20 protein-coding genes are annotated in these 22987 nt (G+C 73.5%); 3 read left to right on the forward strand and 17 right to left on the reverse strand.

The features are described 5' to 3' along the window. Positions 1-46 precede the first annotated feature (46 nt). Complete coding sequence (locus AB0O07_RS30030) at positions 47-346, forward strand: hypothetical protein (RefSeq protein ID WP_365639098.1); 300 nt, start codon at positions 47-49, stop codon at positions 344-346. A gap of 98 nt (positions 347-444) precedes the next feature. Here the strand turns inward: AB0O07_RS30030 and der are convergent, their stop codons facing one another. From der to AB0O07_RS30100, 14 genes are all read right to left on the reverse strand, one after another. Beyond that, on the reverse strand, positions 445-1905 hold the full coding sequence (gene der, locus AB0O07_RS30035) for a ribosome biogenesis GTPase Der (RefSeq protein ID WP_365639100.1): 1461 nt from the start codon (positions 1903-1905) through the stop codon (positions 445-447). Positions 1906-2000: 95 nt separating this feature from the next. Further along, positions 2001-2753, reverse strand: coding sequence for a lysophospholipid acyltransferase family protein (locus AB0O07_RS30040; RefSeq protein WP_365639103.1), 753 nt, complete (start codon positions 2751-2753; stop codon positions 2001-2003). After that, a complete protein-coding gene (cmk, locus tag AB0O07_RS30045) occupies positions 2711-3418 on the reverse strand; it encodes a (d)CMP kinase (RefSeq protein WP_365639105.1) in 708 nt (235 codons plus the stop codon). Before cmk ends, AB0O07_RS30040 begins: the two co-directional genes overlap by 43 nt. A 214-nt stretch (positions 3419-3632) precedes the next feature. Continuing rightward, on the reverse strand, positions 3633-4718 hold the full coding sequence (locus tag AB0O07_RS30050; protein ID WP_365639108.1) for a prephenate dehydrogenase: 1086 nt from the start codon (positions 4716-4718) through the stop codon (positions 3633-3635). Continuing rightward, complete coding sequence (gene aroH, locus AB0O07_RS30055) at positions 4715-5077, reverse strand: chorismate mutase (RefSeq protein ID WP_365639110.1); 363 nt, start codon at positions 5075-5077, stop codon at positions 4715-4717. Before aroH ends, AB0O07_RS30050 begins: the two co-directional genes overlap by 4 nt. A 134-nt stretch (positions 5078-5211) precedes the next feature. Further along, a complete protein-coding gene (locus tag AB0O07_RS30060) occupies positions 5212-6234 on the reverse strand; it encodes an ADP-ribosylglycohydrolase family protein (RefSeq protein WP_365639112.1) in 1023 nt (340 codons plus the stop codon). Further along, the gene (locus AB0O07_RS30065; protein ID WP_365639114.1) at positions 6231-7001 is read right to left on the reverse strand and encodes an NUDIX domain-containing protein; all 771 of its coding nucleotides are present in this window, start codon (positions 6999-7001) and stop codon (positions 6231-6233) included. Before AB0O07_RS30065 ends, AB0O07_RS30060 begins: the two co-directional genes overlap by 4 nt. 272 nt (positions 7002-7273) lie before the next feature. Next, entirely contained in the window at positions 7274-8437 is a 1164-nt protein-coding gene (locus tag AB0O07_RS30070) for a pseudouridine synthase (protein ID WP_365639117.1), read from the reverse strand. Then, positions 8437-9081, reverse strand: a complete 645-nt coding sequence (scpB, locus tag AB0O07_RS30075) for an SMC-Scp complex subunit ScpB (RefSeq protein WP_365639217.1) — start codon at positions 9079-9081, stop codon at positions 8437-8439. Before scpB ends, AB0O07_RS30070 begins: the two co-directional genes overlap by 1 nt. A gap of 32 nt (positions 9082-9113) precedes the next feature. Further along, positions 9114-10427, reverse strand: coding sequence for a ScpA family protein (locus AB0O07_RS30080; protein WP_365639120.1), 1314 nt, complete (start codon positions 10425-10427; stop codon positions 9114-9116). 71 nt (positions 10428-10498) lie between these two features. Next, positions 10499-11107 (reverse strand): hypothetical protein, encoded by a 609-nt coding sequence (locus tag AB0O07_RS30085; RefSeq protein WP_365639123.1) that lies wholly within the window; start codon positions 11105-11107, stop codon positions 10499-10501. Continuing rightward, complete coding sequence (locus AB0O07_RS30090) at positions 11092-12213, reverse strand: ParA family protein (RefSeq protein WP_365639126.1); 1122 nt, start codon at positions 12211-12213, stop codon at positions 11092-11094. The genes AB0O07_RS30085 and AB0O07_RS30090 overlap by 16 nt, the downstream gene beginning before the upstream one ends. 393 nt (positions 12214-12606) lie before the next feature. After that, positions 12607-13722 (reverse strand): alanine dehydrogenase, encoded by a 1116-nt coding sequence (gene ald / locus AB0O07_RS30095; protein ID WP_365639129.1) that lies wholly within the window; start codon positions 13720-13722, stop codon positions 12607-12609. A gap of 156 nt (positions 13723-13878) precedes the next feature. After that, complete coding sequence (locus AB0O07_RS30100) at positions 13879-15939, reverse strand: tetratricopeptide repeat protein (protein ID WP_365639219.1); 2061 nt, start codon at positions 15937-15939, stop codon at positions 13879-13881. A gap of 691 nt (positions 15940-16630) precedes the next feature. Between AB0O07_RS30100 and AB0O07_RS30105 the strand changes: the two genes are divergently transcribed. Further along, on the forward strand, positions 16631-16831 hold the full coding sequence (locus AB0O07_RS30105; RefSeq protein ID WP_365639132.1) for a hypothetical protein: 201 nt from the start codon (positions 16631-16633) through the stop codon (positions 16829-16831). 197 nt (positions 16832-17028) lie between these two features. Here AB0O07_RS30105 and AB0O07_RS30110 read toward each other — a convergent pair whose 3' ends face one another. Next, positions 17029-17655, reverse strand: coding sequence for an NUDIX hydrolase (locus AB0O07_RS30110; protein ID WP_365639135.1), 627 nt, complete (start codon positions 17653-17655; stop codon positions 17029-17031). Between the two features lie 99 nt (positions 17656-17754). Beyond that, a complete protein-coding gene (locus AB0O07_RS30115; protein ID WP_365639138.1) occupies positions 17755-19449 on the reverse strand; it encodes a CTP synthase in 1695 nt (564 codons plus the stop codon). Between the two features lie 431 nt (positions 19450-19880). Between AB0O07_RS30115 and AB0O07_RS30120 the strand changes: the two genes are divergently transcribed. Next, positions 19881-21689 carry a glycoside hydrolase family 15 protein gene (locus tag AB0O07_RS30120; protein WP_365639220.1) on the forward strand — a complete coding sequence of 603 codons (1809 nt, stop codon included), beginning with the start codon at positions 19881-19883 and terminating at the stop codon, positions 21687-21689. 103 nt (positions 21690-21792) lie between these two features. Here the strand turns inward: AB0O07_RS30120 and AB0O07_RS30125 are convergent, their stop codons facing one another. Then, on the reverse strand, positions 21793-22890 hold the full coding sequence (locus AB0O07_RS30125; RefSeq protein WP_365639141.1) for a glycosyltransferase family 4 protein: 1098 nt from the start codon (positions 22888-22890) through the stop codon (positions 21793-21795). Positions 22891-22987: the final 97 nt, after the last annotated feature.

The following is a 22987-nucleotide window of genomic DNA, read 5'->3' on the forward strand; positions in this document are numbered from 1 at the left end:
CTCATACGACCCCTCCCGCCCGCAGTACCCGAGCCACATCCCTTCGATGCGTCCCGCGCAGGACGGCGCTGACGGGTTCTCCACGACCCCGATCTACGACGCGCTGTACTCCGAGTTCCGCAGGTCCTTCAGAGCGCTGCCCGGCGACCGGAGCAACGAGGAGAACCTCGGCTTCACGGCGTTCGGCACCGGACTGCACGGCTCGCACTCCGGATACGGCCACCACGGCGGCTTCGGCCATCCGCAGCCGCAGTACCCGGGGGCCTGGCAGCGGGACCCCCGGCAGCAGCACATGGCGCGCCCCGACCGGCTCGCGCTGCCGCCGGGGCCCCGCCGGGGAGTCTGACGGGGACACGCCGCCCGTACGCGGTGGGGCCCGGCACGGAATGTCCGTGCCGGGCCCCACCGCGTACGGGCCGCCGTCCAGCGCGCCCTTGCTTCTTGCTACTTCTTGCGCCCGCGCTTCTCCCGTACTCGTACGGAGATCTGGATCGGGGTGCCCTCGAAGCCGAACTCCTCGCGGAGCCTGCGCTCCACGAAGCGCCGGTACCCCGCCTCGATGAAGCCGGAGGCGAAGAGCACGAAGCGCGGCGGCCTGGTGCCCGCCTGGGTGCCGAAGAGGATCCGCGGCTGCTTGCCGCCCCGGATCGGGTGCGGGTGGGCGGCGACCAGCTCGCCGAGGAAGGCGTTGAGCCGCCCGGTCGGGACCCGGGTCTCCCACCCCGCGAGCGCCGTCTCGATCGCCGGGACCAGCTTCTCCATATGGCGTCCGGTGCGCGCCGAGACATTGACACGGGGCGCCCAGGAGATCTGCGCCAGCTCCGTCTCGATCTCCCGCTCCAGGTAGTAGCGGCGCTCCTCGTCCAGCGTGTCCCACTTGTTGTACGCGACGACGACGGCCCGGCCCGCCTCGACGGCCATGGTGACGATGCGCTGGTCCTGCACGCTGATCGACTCGCTGGTGTCGATCAGGATGACGGCGACCTCGGCCTTCTCCACGGCGGCGGCGGTGCGCAGCGACGCGTAGTAGTCCGCCCCGGCCTGGAGGTGGACCCGGCGGCGGATGCCCGCGGTGTCGATGAACTTCCAGACCGTGCCGCCCAGCTCGATCAGCTCGTCCACCGGGTCCCGGGTGGTGCCCGCGATCTCGTTGACGACGACCCGCTCCTGCCCGGCGACCTTGTTGAGCAGGGACGACTTGCCGACATTGGGCCGGCCGATGAGGGCGATCCTGCGCGGCCCGCCGACGGCCGTGCCGAAGGTCTGCGCCGGGGCCTCCGGCAGCGCTTCGAGGACCGCGTCGAGCATGTCGCCGGTGCCGCGCCCGTGCAGCGAGGAGACCGGGTGGGGCTCGCCGAGGCCGAGCGACCAGAGGGCGGTGGCGTCCGCCTCGCCGCTCGGTCCGTCGACCTTGTTGGCGCAGAGCACGACGGGCTTCCCCGCCTTGCGGAGCAGCCGTACCACCGCCTCGTCGGTGTCGGTGGCGCCGACCGTGGAGTCCACCACGAAGACCACCGCGTCGGCGGCCTCGATCGCGTACTCGGCCTGCGCGGCGACGGAGGCGTCGATGCCCAGGACGTCCTGCTCCCAGCCGCCGGTGTCGACGATCTTGAAGCGGCGGCCGGCCCACTCGGCCTCGTAGGTGACCCGGTCGCGGGTGACGCCCGGCTTGTCCTCCACGACCGCCTCGCGGCGGCCGATGATCCGGTTCACGAGGGTGGATTTGCCGACGTTCGGGCGGCCGACGACGGCGAGGACGGGGAGCGGGCCGTGGCCCGCCTCCTCCAGGGCGCCCTCCACCTCCTCGGCCTCGAAGCCCTCCTGTGCGGCGAGCTCCATGAAGTCCGTGTACTCGGCGTCGCCCAGCTCTCCGTGCTCGTCGCCGGAGTCGATGTGGTCGTTCATGAAGTCCGTACCTCGTTCATCGTGATCGGTGCGCCGCGTTGGCGCGGCGCACTACTGAAGTGTTGCGAAGGTCCTGCCGCTCCGGCCGGCCGCCGCTAGGAGAGGCCCTGACGGCCGGTGAAGTCCCGGGCGTACTCCAGGTGGGCGGTGAGCCGCCGCTGGATCCGTACGGTCGCCTCGTCCATCGCCTTACGCGTCCGCCGCCCGCCCACCCGTCGCCCACCACCACCCTCAACCGAGCTTCGCGCCCCTTCCGTTTCCCCCGCGTCGAAGGGTTCCCCGAAGACGACGTCCACACGGCTGCGGAGCGCGGGCAGTCCGGGTATCAGCCGGCCGGGGCGGTCGGTGGAGCCGAGCACGGCGACCGGGACGACCGGCGCCCCCGAGCGTACGGCGAAGTACGCGAGCCCGGCGCGGAGCGAGGCGAAGTCGCCCTCGCCCCGGCTGCCCTCGGGGAAGATCCCGAGGACGCCGCCGGCCGCGAGGACCGCGAGCGCGCCGGTGACGGCGGTACGGTCGGCGACCGAACGGTCCACCTTGACCTGCCCGATGGCGAGCAGGAAGGGGTCGAGCGGGCCGATGAAGGCTTCCTTCTTGATCAGGAAGTGCGCCGGGCGGGGCGCTGTGCCCATCACCATCGGGCCGTCGATGTTGTGCGCGTGGTTGACCGCGAGGATGACCGGGCCGCTCGCCGGAACCCGCCAGGCGCCCAGCACCCGGGGCTTCCACAGCCCGTACATCAGCCCGACGCCGATCCGCCGGCCGACCTCCGCGCCCCGCTCCGAGGGCGGCGCGTCCGTGGTGCTCACCGCGCGGCCCGCTTCTCCTCCACCAGGGTCACGACGCACTCGATGACCTGCTGGAGCGTGAGTTCGGTGGTGTCCACCTCGACCGCGTCGGCGGCCTTGGCGAGCGGGGATGTCTTCCGGCCCGAGTCGGCCGCGTCCCGCTTGACCAGGGCCTCCTTGGTGGCGGCGAGGCCGGTCGCCTCCTTGCCGGTCAGCTCCCCGCTCCGGCGGGCGGCGCGGGCCTCGGCGGAGGCGGTGAGGAAGATCTTGAGATCGGCGTCGGGGAGCACCGTCGTGCCGATGTCGCGGCCCTCGACCACGATGCCGTGCTCCGCGCCGGCGGCGATCTCCCGCTGGAGCGCGGTGATCAGGGTGCGCACCTCGGGGACGGCGCTGACCGCGCTCACCCGGGAGGTGACCTCCTGGGTACGGATGGGCCCCGCGGCGTCCACCCCGTCGACGGTGATGGTGGGCGCGGCCGGGTCGGTGCCGGAGACCAGGACGGGCTTGGCGGCGGCGGTCGCGACGGCGGCGGCGTCCTCGACGTCGACACCGTTGGTCAGCATCCACCAGGTCATCGCGCGGTACTGGGCGCCCGTGTCCAGGTAGGCCAGACCGAGCTGGGCGGCCACGGCCTTGGAGGTGCTCGACTTGCCCGTGCCCGAGGGCCCGTCGATGGCGACGATCACAGCGGCCTGGGCGGTCCGGGCGGGGGTAGCTTCCACGGGGGACGGACACCTTCCTGAGTCACGGAGCGGATGTGCGGGGACGCACACGCCCCCGCACAAGGTTACCGAGTCTTCCGCACCCCGATCGCACCCGTTCGGCGGAGCCCGCCCGGGGCCGGGCCCGCCCAGGACCACCGGGCCCGTACCGGCGTCCCCCGTAACGGCGGCTCCTGTCCCGGCGGCTCCTGTCCCGGGCTCCGCCGGGCCCGGGTCACTGGCGGATGGCCCAGCCGCGCTCGCGCAGGGCGGCGGCGAGCACCGGCGCCGCCGCCGGGTCGACCATCAGCAGGACCAGGCCCGCTTGCTGGCCGGTGGCGTGCTCCATCCGTACGTCCTCGATGTTGACCCCCGCCTGTCCCGCGTCCGCGAAGATCCGGGCCAGCTCGCCGGGGCGGTCGGTGATCATGACGGCGACGACCTCGTACGCGGTGGGCGCGGCGCCGTGCTTGCCCGGGACCCGGCCCCGGCCCGCGTTGCCGCGCCGCAGGATGTCCTCGATCCCGGCGGTCCCCGCGCGCCGCTTCTCCTCGTCGGCGGCCTGGAGCGCGCGGAGCGCCCCGACCGTCTCGTCCAGGTCGGCGGCGACGGCGGCGAGCACCTCGGCGACCGGGCCCGCGTTGGCGGAGAGGATCTCGACCCACATCGCGGGGTCGGAGGCGGCGATCCGGGTCACATCGCGGATGCCCTGGCCGCAGAGGCGTACGGCGGCCTCGTCGGCCTCCTCAAGACGGGCCGCGACCATCGAGGAGACCAGGTGCGGGGTGTGCGAGACCAGCGCGACGGCCCGGTCGTGCGCCCCGGCGTCCATGACGACCGGGACGGCGCGGCAGAGCGCGACCAGTTCCAGCGCGAGGTTGAGGACCTCGGTGTCGGTCTCCGGGGTCGGGGTGAGCACCCAGGGGCGCCCCTCGAAGAGGTCGGCGGAGCCGGCCAGCGGCCCGGAGCGCTCCTTGCCCGCCATGGGGTGGGTGCCGAGGTACGCGGCGGTGTCGAGCCCGAGCGCGGCGAGTTCGCGCCGGGGCCCGTCCTTGACGCTGGCGACGTCGAGGTACCCCCGGCCGGCCCCGGCGCGCATCGCCTCGGCGAGCGTGGCGGCGACATGGCGGGGCGGTACGGCGACGAGGACCAGGTCGACGGGGCCCTCGGGCGCCTCGTCGGTACCGGCGCCGAGCGCGGCGGCGGTGCGGGCCCGCGCCGGGTCGTGGTCGCGCAGATGGACGGTGACGCCCCGGCCCGCCAGCGCCAGCGCGGCGGAGGTGCCGATCAGGCCGGTGCCGATGACGAGGGCGGTTCTCACTGGGCGATGTCCTTGCGCAGCGCGGCGGCGGCGCCGAGGTAGACATGGGCGATCCCGGACTTCGGCCGCTCGGACTCGATGTGCGCGAGCACCCGTACGACGCGCGGCAGGGCCCCGGTGATGTCCAGTTCCTGGGCGCAGATCAGCGGTACGTCCACGATGCCGAGGCCGCGCGCCGCGGCGGCCGGGAAGTCGCTGTGCAGATCGGGCGTGGCGGTGAACCAGACGCTGATCAGGTCGTCCGAGGTGAGTCCGTTGCGCTCCAGGATCGCGGTCAGGAGCTCCCGGACCCGCTCGTCCATGTGCCCGGCCTCGTCCCGCTCCAGCTGGACGGCTCCGCGAACCGCTCGTACCGCCACGACGTTCTCCCTGAGTGATCGAGTGCTCCGGCCAGCCTAGGGCCTCCCGCACGACGAGCGGTGCGGCCGGTACGCGCCAGCGCCCGGCCGCACCGCCCCGGTCAGGACCCCGGAGCGCCCTCGCGCACGGCCCCTCACGAGTCCCAGAGGGCGCCCAGCGACATCAGGTCGCCCCGGTACTCGATCCGGTCGGCCCACTCCTTGGGCCAGGCGCCGGCGCCCAGGTACGCCCCCGCGAACGCGCCCGTCAGACAGGCGATGGAGTCCGAGTCGCCCCGGGTGCAGGCGGCCCGGCGGAGCGCGGTCAGCGGCTCCGTGGGGAAGAGCAGGAAGCAGTGCAGCCCGGTGGCGAGCGCCTCCTCGGCGATCCAGCCGTCCCCGGTGGCGAGGCAGGGATCGGTCTCCGGGTCCGGGGCGCGCAGCGCCTTGCGGAGCCGTTCGAGGGCTTCGAGGCACTCGTCCCAGCCCCGGGCGATGAACTCCTCCGGGGTGGCGTCCTGGGAGTACGTCCACAGGTCGCCGAGCCAGCGCCGGCGGTAGTGCTCGCGGTTCTCGTACGCGTACGAGCGGAGCTGGCCCATCAGCTCCTGGGGCTCGCCGCCGTGCGAGAGCAGGTAGACGGCGCGGGCGGTGAGGTCGGAGGCGGCCAGCGCGGTGGGGTGGCCGTGGGTGAGCGCGGCCTGCAACTGGGCGGCGCCGGCCCGCTGTTCGTCGCTGAGTCCGGGGACGAGGCCGATGGGCGCGACCCGCATGTTGGCGCCGCACCCCTTGGAGTGGATCTGGCTGGCGCGCTGCCAGGGCCGCTCGCTGTCGAGGAGCATGCAGGCCTTCATGCAGGTGGCGCCGGGGGCCCGGTTGTTCTCCGGGGAGTGGTACCACGCCACGAACTCGTCGCGGACCGGGCGCTCCAGCCGGAGCGGACCGAGGACGCCCCGGTCCATGGCGGTCCTGATGCCCCGTGCGAACCCCAGTGTCATCTGGGTGTCGTCGGTGACGATCGCGGGCCGGGGCAGCGCCATCTCGCGCCAGGGGCCGCACTTGGCGAGGATCGAGGGTACGTCGTTGAACTCGGTGGGGAACCCGAGGGCGTCGCCGAGCGCGAGCCCGATGAGGGAGCCGGTCGCCGCCTGTTTGGTGAGGGTCCTCGCGATGATCATGACGTGGGTCCTTCCGGTCGCAGCAGAGGTGGATGCAGGGCGGTCGCGGCGCCCGCGCGGTAGAGCGCGGCGGGCTTCCCGCGGCCACCCGTCCGGCGCGGCGGGCCTTCCAGCGCCTGGACGAACCCTGGCGTGGTGAGGACCTTGCGCCGGAAGTTGGGACGGTCGAGCGCCACGCCCCAGACGGTCTCGTAGACCTGCCGCAGTTCCCCGAGGGTGAACTCGGGCGGGCAGAAGGCCGTGGCGAGACAGGTGTATTCGAGCTTGGCGCCGATGCGGTCGTAGGCGTCGGCGAGGATGCCGTCGTGGTCGAAGGCGAGCGTGCCGCGCGCGCCGAACTCGGTCCACCGGGCGCGGGCCGCGTCCCCGCCGCCGCGCGGCTCCGGCAGATCGGGGACGAGGGCGGCGTACGCGACGGACACGACCCGCATCCGGGGGTCGCGGTCCGGGGCGCTGTACGTGGCGAGCTGTTCGAGGTGGAGCGCGCCGGCGGTCTCCTCGGAGAGGCCGGTCTCCTCGGCGAGTTCCCTGCGGGCCGCCTGGTCGGCGGATTCCTTCGGCTGGATGAACCCGCCGGGCAGCGCCCAGTCGCCCAGGAAGGGGGGCTCGCCGCGCTCGACCAGCAGGACGTGCAGCCGGTTCTCGCGGACGGTGAAGACGGCGAGGTCGACCGTGACGGCGAAGGGCTCGAAGGCGGAGGGGTCGTACGGCGCGAGGTCACCGGGCTCCGGTGCGGCGGGGGCGGCGGGCCGCCGGGCGGCCGTCACCGTCTCCCCCGCCGGGCCGGGGAACCTGGTCCACCCCCGTGGGACCAGGTCCTCCGACGGTGACCGGTGGGGGGCACGACTGGACGCACGTCCGCCTCCTTAATGGTCAAGTTGACTATAAAACGAGTCGGGCCGCCGCGACAAGGGAGAAGCCCGCGGCCATCGGGCCACGGGCTCTCTCTTCCGTCTCTTCCGTACCGGTGGTGCCGGACGCACCGTCAGCCACACCGGAGTGCGCCCGCCGGGCCGCCCGGAGGCGGCTCAGCGGGTGCTCAGAGACCGACTTCCTTCATCAGCATGCCGACCTCCGTGTTGGTGAGGCGGCGCAGCCAGCCGGACTTCTGGTCGCCGAGCGCGATCGGCCCGAAGGAGGTCCGGACGAGGCGGTCGACCGGGAAACCGGCCTCCGAGAGCATCCGGCGCACGATGTGCTTGCGGCCCTCGTGGAGGGTGACCTCGACCAGGTAGTTCTTGCCGGTGTTCTCGACGACCCGGAAGTGGTCGGCCTTCGCGTAGCCGTCCTCCAACTGGATGCCGTCCTTGAGCCGCTTGCCCAGGTCGCGCGGGAGCGGGCCCTGGATCGCCGCGAGGTAGACCTTCTTGACGCCGTACCGGGGGTGGGTCAGCCGGTGGGCCAGCTCGCCGTGGTTGGTGAGCAGGATGATGCCCTCGGTCTCGGTGTCGAGCCGGCCGACGTGGAAGAGCCGCGTCTCGCGGTTGGTGACGTAGTCACCGAGGTTCTGCCGGCCGTCGGGGTCGCCCATCGTGGAGACCACACCGGCCGGCTTGTTCAACGCGAAGAACAGGAACGACTGGGTGGCGACGGTCAGTCCGTCGACCTTGATCTCGTCGCGGTCCGGGTCGACCCGCAGGCCCTGTTCGAGCACGATCTCGCCGTTGACCTCGACCCGGGCCTGCTCGATCAGCTCCTCGCAGGCGCGCCGCGAGCCCATCCCGGCGCGGGCGAGGACCTTCTGGAGCCGCTCGCCCTCCTGCTCGGCGCCCGGGTGGGTCTTCGGCGTGGCCACCGAGGGACGCTCGGCGTACCGGTCCCGGTTGCGCTGCTCGATCTTGGCGTCCAGCTCGCGGGGGCGCGCGGAGGCACCGCGCCGGGGTCCGCCCCTGCCGCCGCGCGGGGGGGTGCCCTGCGCGGCCTTGGGGCCGCCCTTGGCGCCGCCCCTGGCCGCCGCGCCCCGGGCGCCGCCGCCCTTGCGGGGGCCGTCCCCGGAGCCGCCGGCCTCCGGGCGCCCGACGTCGTAACGGCGCTCCTCGGGACGGGGCCGCTTCGGCCGCTTCGGCCGCTCCTCACGGCCGCCGCTCCCCCGGTCGTCCCGGCGCTCCCGGTCCTCCCCGCGCCCCCGGTCGTCCCGGCCGCCGCCGCTCCCGCCGCCGCCGTTCCGGTGGGAGCCGCCGCTGTTCCTGCCGTTGCTTCGCATCAAAAGTCCGTCTTGTCGTCTGCGTGAATTCCCGGGGCGTCCGACGCGTCCGGGTCGAACGACGGGACGCCTTCCTGGCTCTCCGCCTCGATCGCGTCCGCCTCGGGGAGGAAGGGCGCGAGTTCCGGTAGCTCGTCCAGGCCGCGCAGGCCCATCCGCTCCAAAAAGTAGTTCGTCGTCCGGTACAGGATCGCACCTGTTTCGGGTTCCGTGCCCGCCTCCGCCACCAGCCCGCGCTGGAGCAGGGTGCGCATGACCCCGTCACAGTTCACGCCGCGTACGGCGGAGACCCGTGAACGGCTCACCGGCTGGCGGTACGCGACGACCGCCAGGGTCTCCAGCGCCGCCTGGGTGAGCCGGGCGTGCTGCCCGTCCAGGACGAAGCTCTCGACCGCCTCGGCGTACGCGGGCCGGGTGTAGTACCGCCAGCCCCCGGCGACCAGCCGCAGCTCGAAGCCGCGCCCCTGGGCGGTGTACTCGTCGGCCAGGGCGCGCAGCGCCTCGGCGACGGCGGCGCGGGGCCGGTCGAGGACCTTGGCGAGGTGCTCCTCGGTGGCGGGCTCGTCGACGACCATGAGGACCGCCTCCAGGGCGGGCCTCAGCGCCGGCCCGTCGGCCGCGCCCGTCGGCTCCCGCGCGCTCACACCGTCGTCCACGCCGTCACCCGTGCCGTCCCTCATGCCGTCCCCTCTCGCTCCTTCTCCCGCCCGGGCTCGGGCTCGCCCGGCGGGCGGTCGAACTCGTCGGTGACCACCGGCTCCGCGCCCGTACCACCGTCCCCGCCCGTCCAGCGCACCAGGAGCGGCCCCAGCGCCTCGTCCTGGTCCAGGGCGACGGCGCGCTCCCGGTACAGCTCCAGGAGGGCGAGGAAGCGCGCCACGACGGTGAGCGTCCCCCCGGCGTCCCCGGCCAGCTCCTCGAAGCTCACTTGGCCGCCCGCCCGGAGCCGGGCGACGACGAGCGCGGCCTGTTCCCGTACGGAGACCAACGGCGCATGAATATGGTCCACATACACCTGCGGCGGGGGCTTCGGCTGCATCGCCTTCACCGCGAGCCGGGCGAACCCCTCGGCCCCGATGGTGATGACGACCTCGGGCAGCAGCTCCGCGTGGTGCGGTTCGAGTCCGACGGTACGGGGGTACCGGCGGGCCTCGCTCTCCAGGCGCCCGCCGAAGATGTCAGCGACCCGCTTGTACGCGCGGTACTGGAGCAGCCGGGCGAAGAGCAGGTCGCGCGCCTCCAGGAGGGCGAGGTCCGCCTCGTCCTCGACCTCGGCGGCGGGCAGCAGCCGGGCGGCCTTCAGATCGAGCAGCGTCGCCGCGACCACCAGGAACTCGGTGGTCTGGTCGAGGTCCCCCTCGGGCCCCATGGCCCGCAGGTGTGCCAGGAACTCGTCGGTGACCTGGGAGAGCGCGACCTCGGTCACATCCAGCCGGTGCTTCGAGATGAGCTGCAACAGCAGATCGAAGGGCCCCTCGAAGTTGGCGAGCCGCACGGTGAACCGCCGCTCATCGCCGTCGGCCCCCTGAACCGGCCCTCCGGCCTCCCCGGCCCCGCCTCCAGCCCCCCGCACCCCCGCGACATCCGCTGGGACATCCACCGCCCCGTCGACAGCCGCTTCGGCGGCGCTCCCGGTCGCTCCCCCAGCGGCGTCCTCGGTGCTCTCGGCAGCCCCCTCGGCGCCGCGCGCACCCCCAGCGCCCCCTTCGGCGCTCCCGGCCCCTGCGGCACCTTCCACACCCTCACGGGCACCCCCGGCACCCCCGGCGCTCTCCGCGCCCTCTTCGGCGCCTTCCGGGGCCGGGCCTCCGGCCCCCTCCCCCCTGTCCACGGGGTCCCGCGGGGCCACCGCGTCCGGCGCGACGGCCTCCGGCCCGTCCGGCGCCGCCTCCGCCCCGGCGCCCGCCCCCGCCTCGCCCGCCGGGCCCGCCGCGCCCGGGCCCCGGCCCAGGGGGCGGCGGGGCGGGCGCATGGCGGGGGGCGGGGGCATGGTGGGTGTCCTGGGGCGTGCGGTGGGGCGGGGGGCCCTACGGGGAGGGGGGCGGCCCGCGCAGGGTACCGTCAGCGCCCGCGCAGCCGCCGTACGAGAATGCTCGCGTCGCCGCGCGATTCGAGGTCGGCGAGGACCACCGCGACCGCCTCGCGGACGATCCGCCCCCGGTCCACCGCGAGCCCGTGCTCGCCGCGCAGCACCAGCCGGGCGTGTTCGAGGTCCATCAGCTCCTCGGCGGAGACATAGACCGTGATCTTCTCGTCGTGCCGTTCGCGCCCGCTGGGGCGGCGGTTGGCGCCGCGCCGCTGCCGCCGGGGCTGGCCCTGCTGGGCGCCCTGCGCCGCCGCTCCCGGCCCGGTGGCGCCGGCCCCGCCGGCCGTGGCCTCCTGGGGCCTGCGCGCCTGCACCGCGGTCGCGGCCTGCTCCGCGTCGGCGGTACGGCTGCGGACCGGGCGCTCCCGCTCTGCCTCGTCCTCCGGCGCGGGGTGCTCCCGCTCCTCCCCGGCGTCGGCCGGGCCCTGCTGGTCGCCGGCCGGATCGCTCTCCCCGGCCGGGGCGGGCACCCGCGGTTCGCCGTTCGCGCGCCGCTGCGCCGCCGGGGACGACGAGGTGAGGGACATCCCCCCGGTCGTACGGAACAGTTCGTCGGCGCCGGGCAGACTCACTCGGCGTGACACCGGGCGAGCACCTCCCTGGCGAGCTGGCGATAGGCGGCGGCACCGACGGAGTTCGAGGCGTACGTGGTGATGGGCTCCCCGGCGACGGTGGTCTCCGGGAAACGCACGGTCCGTCCGATCACGGTGTGGTAGACGTGGTCGTCGAAGGCCTCCACGACGCGCGCGAGGACCTCCCGGCTGTGCACCGTGCGGGAGTCGTACATGGTGGCGAGGATGCCGTCGAGCTGGAGCTCGGGGTTGAGCCGCTCCTGGACCTTCTCGATGGTCTCGGTGAGCAGCGCGACCCCGCGCAGCGCGAAGAACTCGCACTCCAGCGGCACGATCACCTTGTGCGCAGCGGTCAGCGCGTTCACGGTCAGCAGACCGAGCGAGGGCTGACAGTCGATCACGATGTAGTCGTAGTCGAGCAGCAGCGGCTTCAAGGCGCGCTGGAGCGTGGACTCGCGCGCGACCTCGCTGACGAGCTGCACCTCCGCGGCCGAGAGGTCGATGTTGCTCGGCAGCAGGTCCATGTTGGGCACGGCCGTCTTGAGCAGCACCTCGTCCGCCGCCATGCCCCGCTCCATGAGCAGGTTGTAGACGGTGAGGTCCAGCTCCATCGGGTTGACGCCGAGGCCGACCGACAGGGCTCCCTGCGGGTCGAAGTCGACGAGCAGCACGCGTCGGCCGTACTCGGCGAGCGCGGCGCCCAGATTGATGGTCGACGTGGTCTTGCCGACGCCGCCCTTCTGGTTGCACATCGCGATGATCTTCGCGGGGCCGTGTTCGGTGAGCGGTCCCGGGATCGGGAAGTACGGCAGGGGCCGCCCGGTGGGGCCGATCCGCTCGCGGCGCTGGCGGGCAGCGTCGGGCGCGAGGGTGGCCGCGTATTCGGGGTCCGGCTCGTATTCGGCGTCAGGGTCGTAGAAGTGCCCCTCGGGCGCTTCGTCGAAGTCGGCGAACGAAGTGGACTTCCGACCACCCTCGTTGCCGGCCATGGCGTTCACGTGTTGGCCGTCCATCATCTGGTGGGCTGTCGTCATGTGCTGGTGGGTGGCGAAGGTGCGGACCGCTACGGAGCCGACAGCCTCGAACCCGGCCGACGGGCTCTGTCCCCGCACCGGCATTCCCGGTTGACCACCCCCGGGAGTAAATGTCGACTCATTCACAAGTCGTCTTACCTCCTTGGACGGGACCAGGAAACTTATCGATAGGTCAGCGTGGCACCATGCCGACGGTTGGCGACTCTATGGCGTGTCACCGCTCCGCAGCAACACAATCCGCCGGACCGGCCCCGATGTGTCGGCAACCGAACACCCCTCTGTCAAGGGCGCACACCCCTCTCACCAAGGCAGAGCGGCGCCGTCCGGCGGCCCTACGAAACGGTTGAAATTGTTACGTTCGAGGCGAGTTGGGTGCGGGCCCGGCGCCCTCCGCACAGCCGTACGGCCGGACCGCGCAAGGCAAGATCCGGCCGTAGGAGCGACGTTGACTCAAGAGGTTGACGTGACGGGTTGACGTCAGGCGAGAACTGTCCCCAACTCGGCGTGATCAAGACCGTGCGCCTCGGCCACCTCGCGGTAAACGACCTGGCCGTCATGGGTGTTGAGCCCCCGCGCGAGGGCCGGGTCACGGCGGAGCGCACCGGCCCAGCCGTGGTTGGCCAGCTCCACGATGTACGGGAGCGTGGCGTTGGTCAGGGCGTACGTGGAGGTGTGCGGCACGGCGCCGGGCATGTTGGCCACGCAGTAGAAGACCGAGTCGTGGACCCGGAAGGTCGGTTCGGCGTGGGTGGTGGGGCGTGAGTCCTCGAAGCAGCCGCCCTGGTCGATCGCGATGTCGACAAGTACACTTCCGGGCTTCATCCGGGCCACCAGCTCGTTGGTGACGAGCTTCGGCGCCTTCGCCCCGGGGATCAGCACGGCCCCGATCACCAGGTCCGCGCCGATGACCGCCTGCTCCAGTTCGAGGGTGTTGGAGACGATGGTGCGCACCCGGGTGCCGAAGATCCGGTCGGCCTCGCGGAGCTTGCTGATGTCGCGGTCGAGCAGGGTCACATGGAACCCCAGCCCGACGGCGATCTGGGTGGCGTGCCAGCCCGAGACCCCGCCGCCGATGACCACGGCGCGGCCGGCGGCGGTCCCCGGCACCCCGCCGGGCAGCACCCCGCGCCCGCCCGCCGACCGCATCAGGTGGTACGCGCCGACCTGCGGCGCGAGCCGTCCGGCCACCTCCGACATCGGGGCCAGCAGCGGCAGCGCCCGGTTCGCGGTCTCGACGGTCTCGTACGCGATGGCCGTGGTGCCGGAGGTCAGCAGCGCGTCGGTGCAGGCGCGGGAGGCGGCGAGGTGGAGGTAGGTGAAGAGGGTCTGGTCCTTGCGGAGCCGGTGGTACTCCTCGGCGACCGGCTCCTTCACCTTCAGCAGCAGATCGGCGGCGGCCCACACCTCGTCCGCCTCGGGCAGGATGCGCGCCCCGGCCGCCGTGTACTCGTCGTCGGTGATCGAGGAGCCCTCGCCGGCCGAGCGCTCCACGGCCACCTGATGGCCGTGACGGACCAGTTCGTGGACTCCGGCGGGGGTGATGGCCACCCGGAACTCGTTGTTCTTGACCTCGCGGGGGATACCGACCAACACGGCAGATCACGGTCCTTGGCTCGGGGGATTCCGCGGAGTTTCACCCGACACAATCCCGGATATTCCCGGGCACTCACGGCACACGGGAGGTACCGCCAATGAATGCGGCAGAGCCAGTCTAATGAAGGATTTCCCGGTGTCTAGCCTTACAAAGCATCAGCCTTCATCCGAAGCGCCACGGGTTTCGTAGGCGTTACCGTCTGTTTCCTCCAGAAGGCGATCGGCTGCGGAGCGGTGCAGCCGGGCCGCCGCCGAATCCCCGAGCCGGTCCAGGGTGTCGGCGAGCCGGAGCTGGAGCGCCGCCTGGAGCCGCAGGTCGCCGGCAGCCCGGGCCCAGGCGACCGCCTCCTGGCAGGTACGGAGCGACTCCTGGGGGCGGCCCGCGTACTCCTGGACCCGGGCGGCCTCGCTGAGCGCCCGCGCCTGGCCGGGCAGATCGCCGAGCCTGCGGTGGCTCGCGAGGGCGGCCCGCCAGTTCCGCAGGGCCTCGCCGTACCGGCCCGCGTAGGTGTGGACGGTGGCGAGACGGCCGTAGAGCCGGGCCTCGTCGGCCCGCTCGCCCCGGCTCAGCCGCTGCGAGAGGGCCCGCCCGTACCAGTCGGCGGCCCGCTGCCAGTCCCGCAGGTCCTGGTGGGCGCCGCCGAGCGACTCCATCGCGCGCCCGGTTGCGTAGAGATCGCCGGCGGCGCGTCCGGCGTCCAGCGCGGCGCGGTAGCGGACCAGCGCGTCCTGGGTACGGCCGGTCCTGGCGTCCAGGTCGCCGATGTTCAGCAGGGCCGCGGCCCGCTCCCGGTGGAGTTCGCGGCGCTCGGCGATGTCCAGGACGAGGTGGTGCAGCCCGTACAGTTCGGGCGCCGCCGCCTCGGTGCCCCGGTGCGCGGCCACCGCTCTGACCAGGGCGGCGACCAGCCGTCTCGCCAGCGTGTCCAGCTCGCCGTCGGCGACGGCGAGCCGCGCGGAGGCGAGCAGGGCCCGCTCCCTGGAGTCCAGCCAGGCGGCCGCGGCGGGGGCGTGCGGGAAGCGCAGGGAGCTGGGCAGCGCGGCGAGCCGGGTACGGGCCGGGGAGCCCTCCGGCTCGGTGGCCGCCCGGCAGGACTGGAGCAGTCGTACGGTCCGCTCCAGCATCCGCGCCCGGGCGAGCTGCACCTCGGCGGGCCGGTCGGCGGCGAGCAGCGTGCGCAGCATCGGCACGAGGCACCCGGGCAGGCTGTACTGATCGTCCTCGCCCCGCCCCGGGCCGCCCCGGTTCGCCGAAGCGCCCTGCCGGACGAACTGGTCGTCCGCGGTGCGCAGCAGCCCCCGGGCGGCGAACTCGTCCAGCAGGGCGGCGGCGTCCTGGAGCGAGCAGCCGGCCAGCGCTGCGGCGGTGTGCGCGTCGACGAAACCGGCGGGCGCGAGGGCGAGGAGCCGCAGCATCCGGGCGGCGGGCGCGGGCAGGCTCTCGTGGACGAGCCGGAAGACCCGGGCGAGCGGGCGGGTGCCGGCCGGCCACTCGGGCTCGGGCACCAGGGTGCGCAGCCGCTTGGTGAGATCGGCGACCGAGGCCATGGGCCGGGCCGCGAGCCATCCGCCGGCCAGCACCAGTGCGGCGGGCTGCCCGCCGCACTCCTCGGCCAGCGACTCGGCGGCCTGCGGGTCCACGGTGATCCGGACGGCGCCGGTGAACCGGGTGAGCAGTTCGATGGCGGCCTTGGTGTCCATGCCGCCGAGGGTGCAGGGCCGTACATCGGGGATCCCGGTGAGCGGGCCCTGCGCGACGGCGACGACCAGGCACTCGGGGTTGTCGGGGACGAGCGGGTCGACCTGTTCGGCGTCGACGGCGTCGTCGAGGAGGAGCAGCACCCGCCGCTCGGCCAGCGTCTCGCGCACCATGAAGGAGAGTTCGTCCTCCCCCGCGCCGGGTGGTGTGGCCACCCCGAACGTCCCCAGGATCTCCCGGGCGGTCCGCTCGGTGGGCACGGGCTCGCCGTCCGCCTCGGTGAGCCGCACCCGCACCACCCCGTCCGGATGCCCGTCCCCCAGCTCCCGGGCGAGTTCCCGGGCGAGTGCGGTACGCCCCGATCCGGGCCGCCCGGCGATCAGCAGCACCCGGGCCCGTGGTTCCTTCCGCCCGGAGAGCGTATTGAGCCCGGCCCGCTCGATGTCCCCCCGCAACAGCGCGAGCTCCCGCACCCGCCCGAAGAACTCCCCTTCACGCTCCGGCGGCTCGACCGCCACGTCGGAGCCGGCATCGGGAACGACCGCGAAGCCCCCCACCGGCACGGGCCGGACCGCGTCCCCGGCCGCGGCGGCCGCCCCCGCGGCACGAGCCGGTTGCGGGGTCACGCCCTCCGGGACATCGGCCTCCGGGCCATCGGCCGGTCCAGGATGTACGGCCTCCGGCACACTGCCCGGGTCAACGGGCGCCTCCGATACGGCGCCCGGCTCATGGCGTACGGCCTCCGGCCCGGCGGCCTGGCCGGCAGGCGGCTCCGGCGCGGCGGCCGGAGCCGGGAACAGCTCGGCTCCGCCCCCCGGAGACGCCGGCCGCGCGGGCGGCTCAGGCAGGCCGGCCGAAGGCTCGATCCGGGAAGCCGTACCAGCCAGGAACCGCTCGGACCCCTCCGGCGCGGAGGACACCGCCGAGGGCGCCTCCGCCGCCTCGACCGGGGTCGCCGACGGCTCGGGCACACGGGCCTCACCGGCCCCGGCCGGGGGCGCGGGCGCGTCAGCCGGGGCCGCGGGCGCGTCGGCATGCGGCACGGGCCGCTCGGCCGGAGGCACAGGCGTACCCGACGCACCGGCCCGGGACTGCCCGGCCGAACCGGGCGCGAGCGTCGGCCGCTCGGCCGCGTCAGTCGGGGGCACGGGCCGCTCGGCCGGGTCGGCCGGGGGTGTTTCCCGGGGGGCCGGGGTGGTTTGTGGGGGCGTGGGGGTGCGGCGGGGGCGGGTGGCCCTGGTGGTGGGGCGGGGGGCCGGCCCGGTGCTCTCCGGGCTGGTCGCGTCGTCGGGGGCCTCCGGGGTGCTCACCCGGGTCGTACCTTTCTTCTTCGCTGCCGGGGTGGCCCGGGCACGACGTTTCTTCGGCGGTTCCGCCGTCGGCTCCGGGCCGCTCACGTCCACCGCCTGATCCGTCACGGGCCACGCTCCGTCCGCCTGCGCACGATCCGAGCCCGGCGGGTCTCCGCACGGACGGGTCGAGCGTAGTTCACTCTCCGCTACGGAACGGGAAGAGCGCGGCCGGGGAATCCCCCGATCGGATCAGATGTTTTTCGCATCGGAAAGAGGCGGTGTAGAGACGGTGTGCCGCCAGGAACGGCAGCCCGGTCAGGATTCGAAGGGGCGGGCGGGCCACGGGGCCTCGGCCGGGCGGAGGGCGTCCAGGCCGGCGCCGGACCGGGCCGCCGCGAGGGCGAGGACGCCCACGGTGAGGCAGTTGTTGTGCAGCTCGCCGGCGAGTACGCCCCGTACCAGCTCGGCCGCGTCCACCCGGGCCAGCTCCATGTCCGCCTCCTCCTCGGAGACCGCGTACCGCTCGCCCTCGGCCTCCGACAGCTCCCGGGCGAGGAAGATCCGTACCGCCTCGTCGCAGCCGCCCGGCGTGGTGTAGACGTCGGTCAGGACCCGCCAGTCCTCCGCCTTGACGTGCGCCTCCTCGTACAGTTCGCGCTGGGCGGCGTGGAGCGGGTTCTCCCCCGGTACGTCGAGCAGCCCGGCCGGGATCTCCCAGAGCTTCTGCCGTACGGGGTGGCGGTACTGGCGCAGGACCAGCACGCGGCCCGCCTCGTCCAGCGCGAGGATGGCCACGGAGCCGGGGTGGACCTGGTAGTCGCGCTTGACCGTGGTGCCGTCGGGCATCACCACATCGTCCGTGCGGACGCTGGTCTTGTTGCCGCGGAAGGGCGTCGCGGTCGCGGTGACCCGCCACTCCTCAGGGGTGTCCTCGATGGTCATGGCAGCGTCCTCCCACGGTGGCGCACAAGCGGAAACCGAGGCACGGGCCTCGTGAAACGACCCCGTACCCCGGTCCCACCGTATCGTCTGCGGCGCCCCCTACGAGCCCGCGGCCACCGCCTCGGCCGGCTCCTGGGCCGACCCTTCACGGCGTGCGACCGCGGCCTTCACCAGCCCCGCGAAGAGCGGGTGCGGGCGGGTGGGGCGGGAGCGCAGCTCCGGGTGGGCCTGGGTGGCGACCAGGTAGGGGTGGGTGGCGCGGGGGTACTCGACGTACTCGACGAGCTTGTTGTCGGGGGACGTGCCCGAGAAGACCAGCCCCGCCTTCTTCTCCAGCTCCGCGCGGTAGGAGTTGTTCACCTCGTAGCGGTGCCGGTGGCGCTCCTCCACGTACGGCTGGTCCTCGTAGACCTCGCGGACGATCGAGCCCTCGGCGAGCTTCGCCGGGTAGAGGCCGAGCCGCATCGTGCCGCCGAGGTCGCCCGCGCCCTCCACATACGCGAGCTGCTCCTCCATCGTGGAGATCACCGGGTGCGCGGTGCCGGAGTCGAACTCGGTGGAGTTGGCCTCGGGGATCCCGGCGAGGTTGCGGGCCGCGTCGATCACGATGCACTGGAGGCCGAGGCAGATCCCGAGGAGCGGCACCTTGTGCTCGCGGGCGTACTGGATCGCGCCGACCTTGCCGGTGACGCCGCGCTCGCCGAAGCCGCCGGGGATGAGGATGCCGTCCACGTCCGCGAGGTGCTTCGCGGCGCCCGCCGGGGTCCGGCAGTCGTCGGAGGTGACCCATTTCACGGTGACCCGGGCCCGGTTGGCGAAGCCGCCCGCGCGCAGCGCCTCGGTCACGGAGAGGTAGGCGTCCGGCAGGTCGATGTACTTGCCGACCAGCGCGATGGTGACCTCGTGGTCGGGGTTGTGGACGCGGTCCAGCAGGTCGTCCCAGACCGTCCAGTCCACGTCGCGGAAGGGCAGGTCCAGCTTGCGGACGACATAGGCGTCCAGCCCCTCGGTGTGCAGCACCTTGGGGATGTCGTAGATCGACTTGGCGTCCACGCAGGCCACCACGGCCGTCTCGTCCACGTCGCACATCAGGGAGATCTTGCGCTTGATGGAGAGCGGCACGTCCCGGTCGGCGCGGAGCACGATGGCGTCCGGCTGGATGCCGATGTTCCGCAGGGCGGCGACCGAGTGCTGGGTCGGCTTGGTCTTCAGCTCGCCGGACGGGCCGATGTACGGCAGCAGCGAGATGTGCACGACGAAGACGTTGTCCCGGCCCACCTCGTGGCGTACCTGACGGACGGTCTCCAGGAACGGCAGCGACTCGATGTCGCCGACCGTGCCGCCGACCTCGGTGATGACCACGTCGACGTCGTCGGTGGCCATCCGCCGGATGCGGTGCTTGATCTCGTTGGTGATGTGCGGGATGACCTGCACCGTGTCGCCCAGGTACTCGCCGCGCCGCTCCTTGGCGATGACCTGCGAGTAGACCTGTCCGGTGGTGACGTTGGCCGAGCCGTCGAGGTCCACGTCGAGGAAGCGCTCGTAGTGGCCGATGTCCAGGTCGGTCTCGGCGCCGTCGTTCGTGACGAATACCTCACCGTGCTGGAACGGGTTCATCGTGCCGGGGTCGACGTTCAGATACGGGTCGAGCTTCTGCATCGTGACCCGCAGACCACGCGCCTTGAGCAGCGCGCCCAGGCTGGAGGCGGTCAGGCCCTTGCCGAGGGAGGAGGCGACACCCCCGGTGACGAAAATGTGCTTGGTCGTCGAGGATGTCGAGGATCGAGTCGGCATGGCCAAGAGGGGCTCCCGTGGTCGCGGTTCGGTGTGCGTGCCGGTGTCCCGGCCGGAAAGGCGGCGGGACTGCCGTCGCTGCGGTGTCGGGGTCTCTGTGCTGTACAGGGAGTCCACCGGTCCACGGGCTACCAGGGTAACAGCGACAAGAGGAGGCCGCTTCCGGCCAGGCACGGCCCCGCGCCGCCTCGCCTTTCCCCCTCGTCACACTTTTTCCCCCACGTCCCCTCAGACTCACGGGGCCGGTGGGCGGATCTTCCCGCGACCGTGACGCGGAACCCCCACGTGCGTCGTATCCTGCTCGGACATTCGCTGCCGAGTACGGCCGGCAAACGGCACCACCCCCGCCCGATTTCCCGGAAAACCAGCTCGTCAACGACCCTTGACCGCAGTAAGCGCCCCGCGGGGCGGACGTGGCCGTTCGACTGGAGATGCACGTGGCCGGGCGCATCGAGGATTACGCACTCATCGGAGACATGCAGACCGCTGCCCTGGTCTGCCGGGACGGCACAGTCGACTGGCTGTGCCTGCCCCGCTTCGACTCGCACGCCGTTTTCGCGGCGCTGCTGGGGACCGACGAACACGGTTTCTGGCGGCTGGGCCCCGCGCACCCCGCGGGCTCCGTACCGCCGCGCGCCACCCGGCGCCGCTACCGGGGCGACTCCCTGATCCTGGAGTCCGAGTGGGACACGCCGCGCGGCACGGTGCGCGTGACCGATTTCATGCCGCCCCGTGACGGCGCCCCTCAGGTCATCCGGATCGTGGAGGGCGTGAGCGGCCGGGTGCCGATGCGCTCCGCGCTGCGGATGCGGTTCAGCTACGGGCGTGTCGTGCCGTGGGTGCACAAGGTGGACAACCGTACGGTCGCGGTCGCCGGCCCCGACTCGGTCTGGCTGGACACCGAGGCGGAGACGCACGGCAAGGACCTGACGACGTACTCCGACTTCACCGTGGCCCCCGGCGACCGGGTGGCGTTCACGATCAGTTGGCAGCCCTCGCACCGCAAGCCCCCGGCCCTGCCGGACCCGGAGGGTTCCCTGGAGGCGACCTCCGAGTTCTGGCGCGAGTGGGTCGAGCACTGCACGTACCACGGCCCCTACCGGGAGGCCGTGATCCGTTCGCTGATCACGCTGAAGGCGCTGACGTACGCGCCGACCGGCGGCATCGTGGCGGCGCCGACCACCTCGCTGCCCGAGGAGATCGGCGGCGGCCGCAACTGGGACTACCGCTACACCTGGCTCCGCGACGCCGCGATCACCCTCTCGTCGCTGCTGCGCACCGGCTACCGCGAGGAGGCCCGCGCCTGGCGCGAGTGGCTGCTGCGCGCGGTGGCCGGCGATCCGGAGAACCTCCAGATCATGTACGGCATCGCGGGCGAACGCGAGCTGGGCGAGGCCGAGCTGGACTGGCTGCCGGGGTACGAGGGCTCGGGCCCGGTCCGGGTCGGCAACGGCGCCGCGCACCAGCTCCAGCTCGACGTCTACGGCGAGGTCACCGAGGCGCTGCACCTGGCGCACATGACGGGGCTCGCCCGCAACGACTACGCGTCGGTCCTCCAGCTCAAGCTCATCCGCTACCTGGAGAAGCACTGGGACCAGCCGGACGAGGGCATCTGGGAGGTGCGCGGTCCGCGCCGCCACTTCGTGCACTCGAAGGTGATGGCGTGGGTCGCCGTCGACCGGACGATCAAGCTGGTCGAGTCGGGCGACGCGGACGGGCCGCTGGAGCGCTGGCGCGAGCTGCGCGACGAGATCCACCGCGATGTCTGCGAGAAGGGGTACGACAAGGAGCGGAACACCTTCACGCAGTCGTACGGCTCCCAGGAGCTGGACGCGTCGCTGCTGCTCATCCCGCAGATGGGCTTTCTGCCGCCGGACGACAAGCGGGTCATCGGCACGATCGAGGCGATCCAGCGCGAACTGTCGACGGAGGACGGCTTCGTGCTCCGCTACCCGACCTCGGGCGACGACGCGGGGGTCGACGGGCTGGAGGGCGACGAGGGCGCGTTCCTGGCCTGCTCGTTCTGGCTCGCGGACGACCTGGCGATGATCGGCCGGGTCGACGAGGCCCGCAAGCTCTTCGAGAAGCTGCTCGCGCTCCGGAACGACCTCGGGCTGCTGGCCGAGGAGTGGGACTCGCGGCTCCAGCGCCAGGTGGGCAACTTCCCGCAGGCGTTCAGCCATGTCCCGCTGATCGACACGGCGCTGCGGCTGACGGCCTCGGGCGCGTACGGCGGCTGACCCGGGGCCGGAGTACGGGTGAGGGCCCGGAGCGGGGCGGCCGAGGCCGCTCGCTCCGGGCCCTTTCCGCTGTCGGGGCCTTGGTGGATACGGGCCTGTGGCCTCAGTGGTACGGGCGGCCGTGTTCGGTGAGTTCGTCGTAGACGGAGAGCACCTGGGCGATCGTCTCGTCCTCCGTCGGCCAGGTGGCCGCCCTGGCCCGTCCGGCGGCGGCGAGCCGGGCGCGCCGTTCCGGGTCGGCGAGGAGCCCGGTGACCGCCTCGGCGAGGGCGCGGGCGTCGCCGTACGGGACGAGTTCGGCGGCGTCGCCGACGAGTTCGGGGAGGGCGCCGCCGGCCGTGGCGACCAGCGGGACGCCGAGCCGCAGCGCCTCCTGGGCGAGGACGGCGCGGGCCTCCCAGCGGCCCGCGAGAACGGCCACGTCGGCGGAGGCGAGCAGGCGGCTGATGTCGTCGCGGCGGCCGATCAGCCGTACGGGCAGGTCGGCACCGTCGATACGGCGCTGGATCCGGGCGCGTTCGCGGCCCTCGCCCGCGATGGTGAGCAGCGGGGCGGGGTCGAGGCCGCGCCAGGACGCGGCGGCGTCGAGGAGGGTGTCGTACCCCTGCTCCGGTACGAGGCTGCCGACCGCCATCACCAGCGGCCGCTCGACCGCGCCGAGTTCGGCCCGGGACTTGTTCTCGTCGGCCTCCTCACCGGGGACCGGGCGGGGCGCGGGCAGGGCGACCGGTGCGAGGCGGGCATCGCGGGCGCCCCGGGCGCGGGCGTCGTCGACCAGGCCGGAGGTGGCGCCGAGCACCACGGCGGCGGCGCGGACGGCGCGCCGCTCCAGCATCCGGTGCAGGCGGCCCCGGGCGCCGTCCGTCCCGGTACGGGTGTGCCAGGTGACGACCAGCGGTATCCGCAGGCCCCCGAGGGCGACGGCGGTGCGCAGGGCGGCGTGCAGCCCGTGCGCGTGCACCACGTCGGCCCCGGCGCAGGCGGCCCGGAGCGCGGCGACCGAGGCCGGGTCGGAGCGCCGGGGCACCGGGATGTGGTGCGCCCCGGCGCCGCCGTAGTCGTAGACCCGGCCGATTTCGGCGGGGGCGCACACGGTCACGCGGACGCCCCGGGCGACCAGCCCGGCTGCCAGCGAGCGGACATGCGCGCTGCTGCCCGCGCTGCCACCGCCCACCACCTGGACCGTACGCAGTTGTGTCACGTGGGCAGGACTCCTGGCTCGGGTGGGGAGATGGCTCGGCGGATGGGCCGACTCGGCGGGGGCTCTGTCAAGGATGCCAGTCCGTACGCACGTTCCG

Source organism: Streptomyces sp. NPDC093085, from assembly GCF_040683935.1.
Taxonomy (GTDB): domain Bacteria; phylum Actinomycetota; class Actinomycetes; order Streptomycetales; family Streptomycetaceae; genus Streptomyces.

Coding starts and splice junctions, on each gene's coding strand:
- AB0O07_RS30030 (WP_365639098.1), top strand. CDS start 47: ATGCGTCCCGCGCAGGACGGCGCTGACGGGTTCTCCACGACCCCGATC.
- der (WP_365639100.1), bottom strand. CDS start 1,905: ATGAACGACCACATCGACTCCGGCGACGAGCACGGAGAGCTGGGCGAC.
- AB0O07_RS30060 (WP_365639112.1), bottom strand. CDS start 6,234: ATGATCATCGCGAGGACCCTCACCAAACAGGCGGCGACCGGCTCCCTC.
- AB0O07_RS30070 (WP_365639117.1), bottom strand. CDS start 8,437: ATGCGAAGCAACGGCAGGAACAGCGGCGGCTCCCACCGGAACGGCGGC.
- AB0O07_RS30080 (WP_365639120.1), bottom strand. CDS start 10,427: ATGCCCCCGCCCCCCGCCATGCGCCCGCCCCGCCGCCCCCTGGGCCGG.
- AB0O07_RS30090 (WP_365639126.1), bottom strand. CDS start 12,213: ATGCCGGTGCGGGGACAGAGCCCGTCGGCCGGGTTCGAGGCTGTCGGC.
- AB0O07_RS30110 (WP_365639135.1), bottom strand. CDS start 17,655: ATGACCATCGAGGACACCCCTGAGGAGTGGCGGGTCACCGCGACCGCG.
- AB0O07_RS30115 (WP_365639138.1), bottom strand. CDS start 19,449: ATGCCGACTCGATCCTCGACATCCTCGACGACCAAGCACATTTTCGTC.
- AB0O07_RS30120 (WP_365639220.1), top strand. CDS start 19,881: ATGCACGTGGCCGGGCGCATCGAGGATTACGCACTCATCGGAGACATG.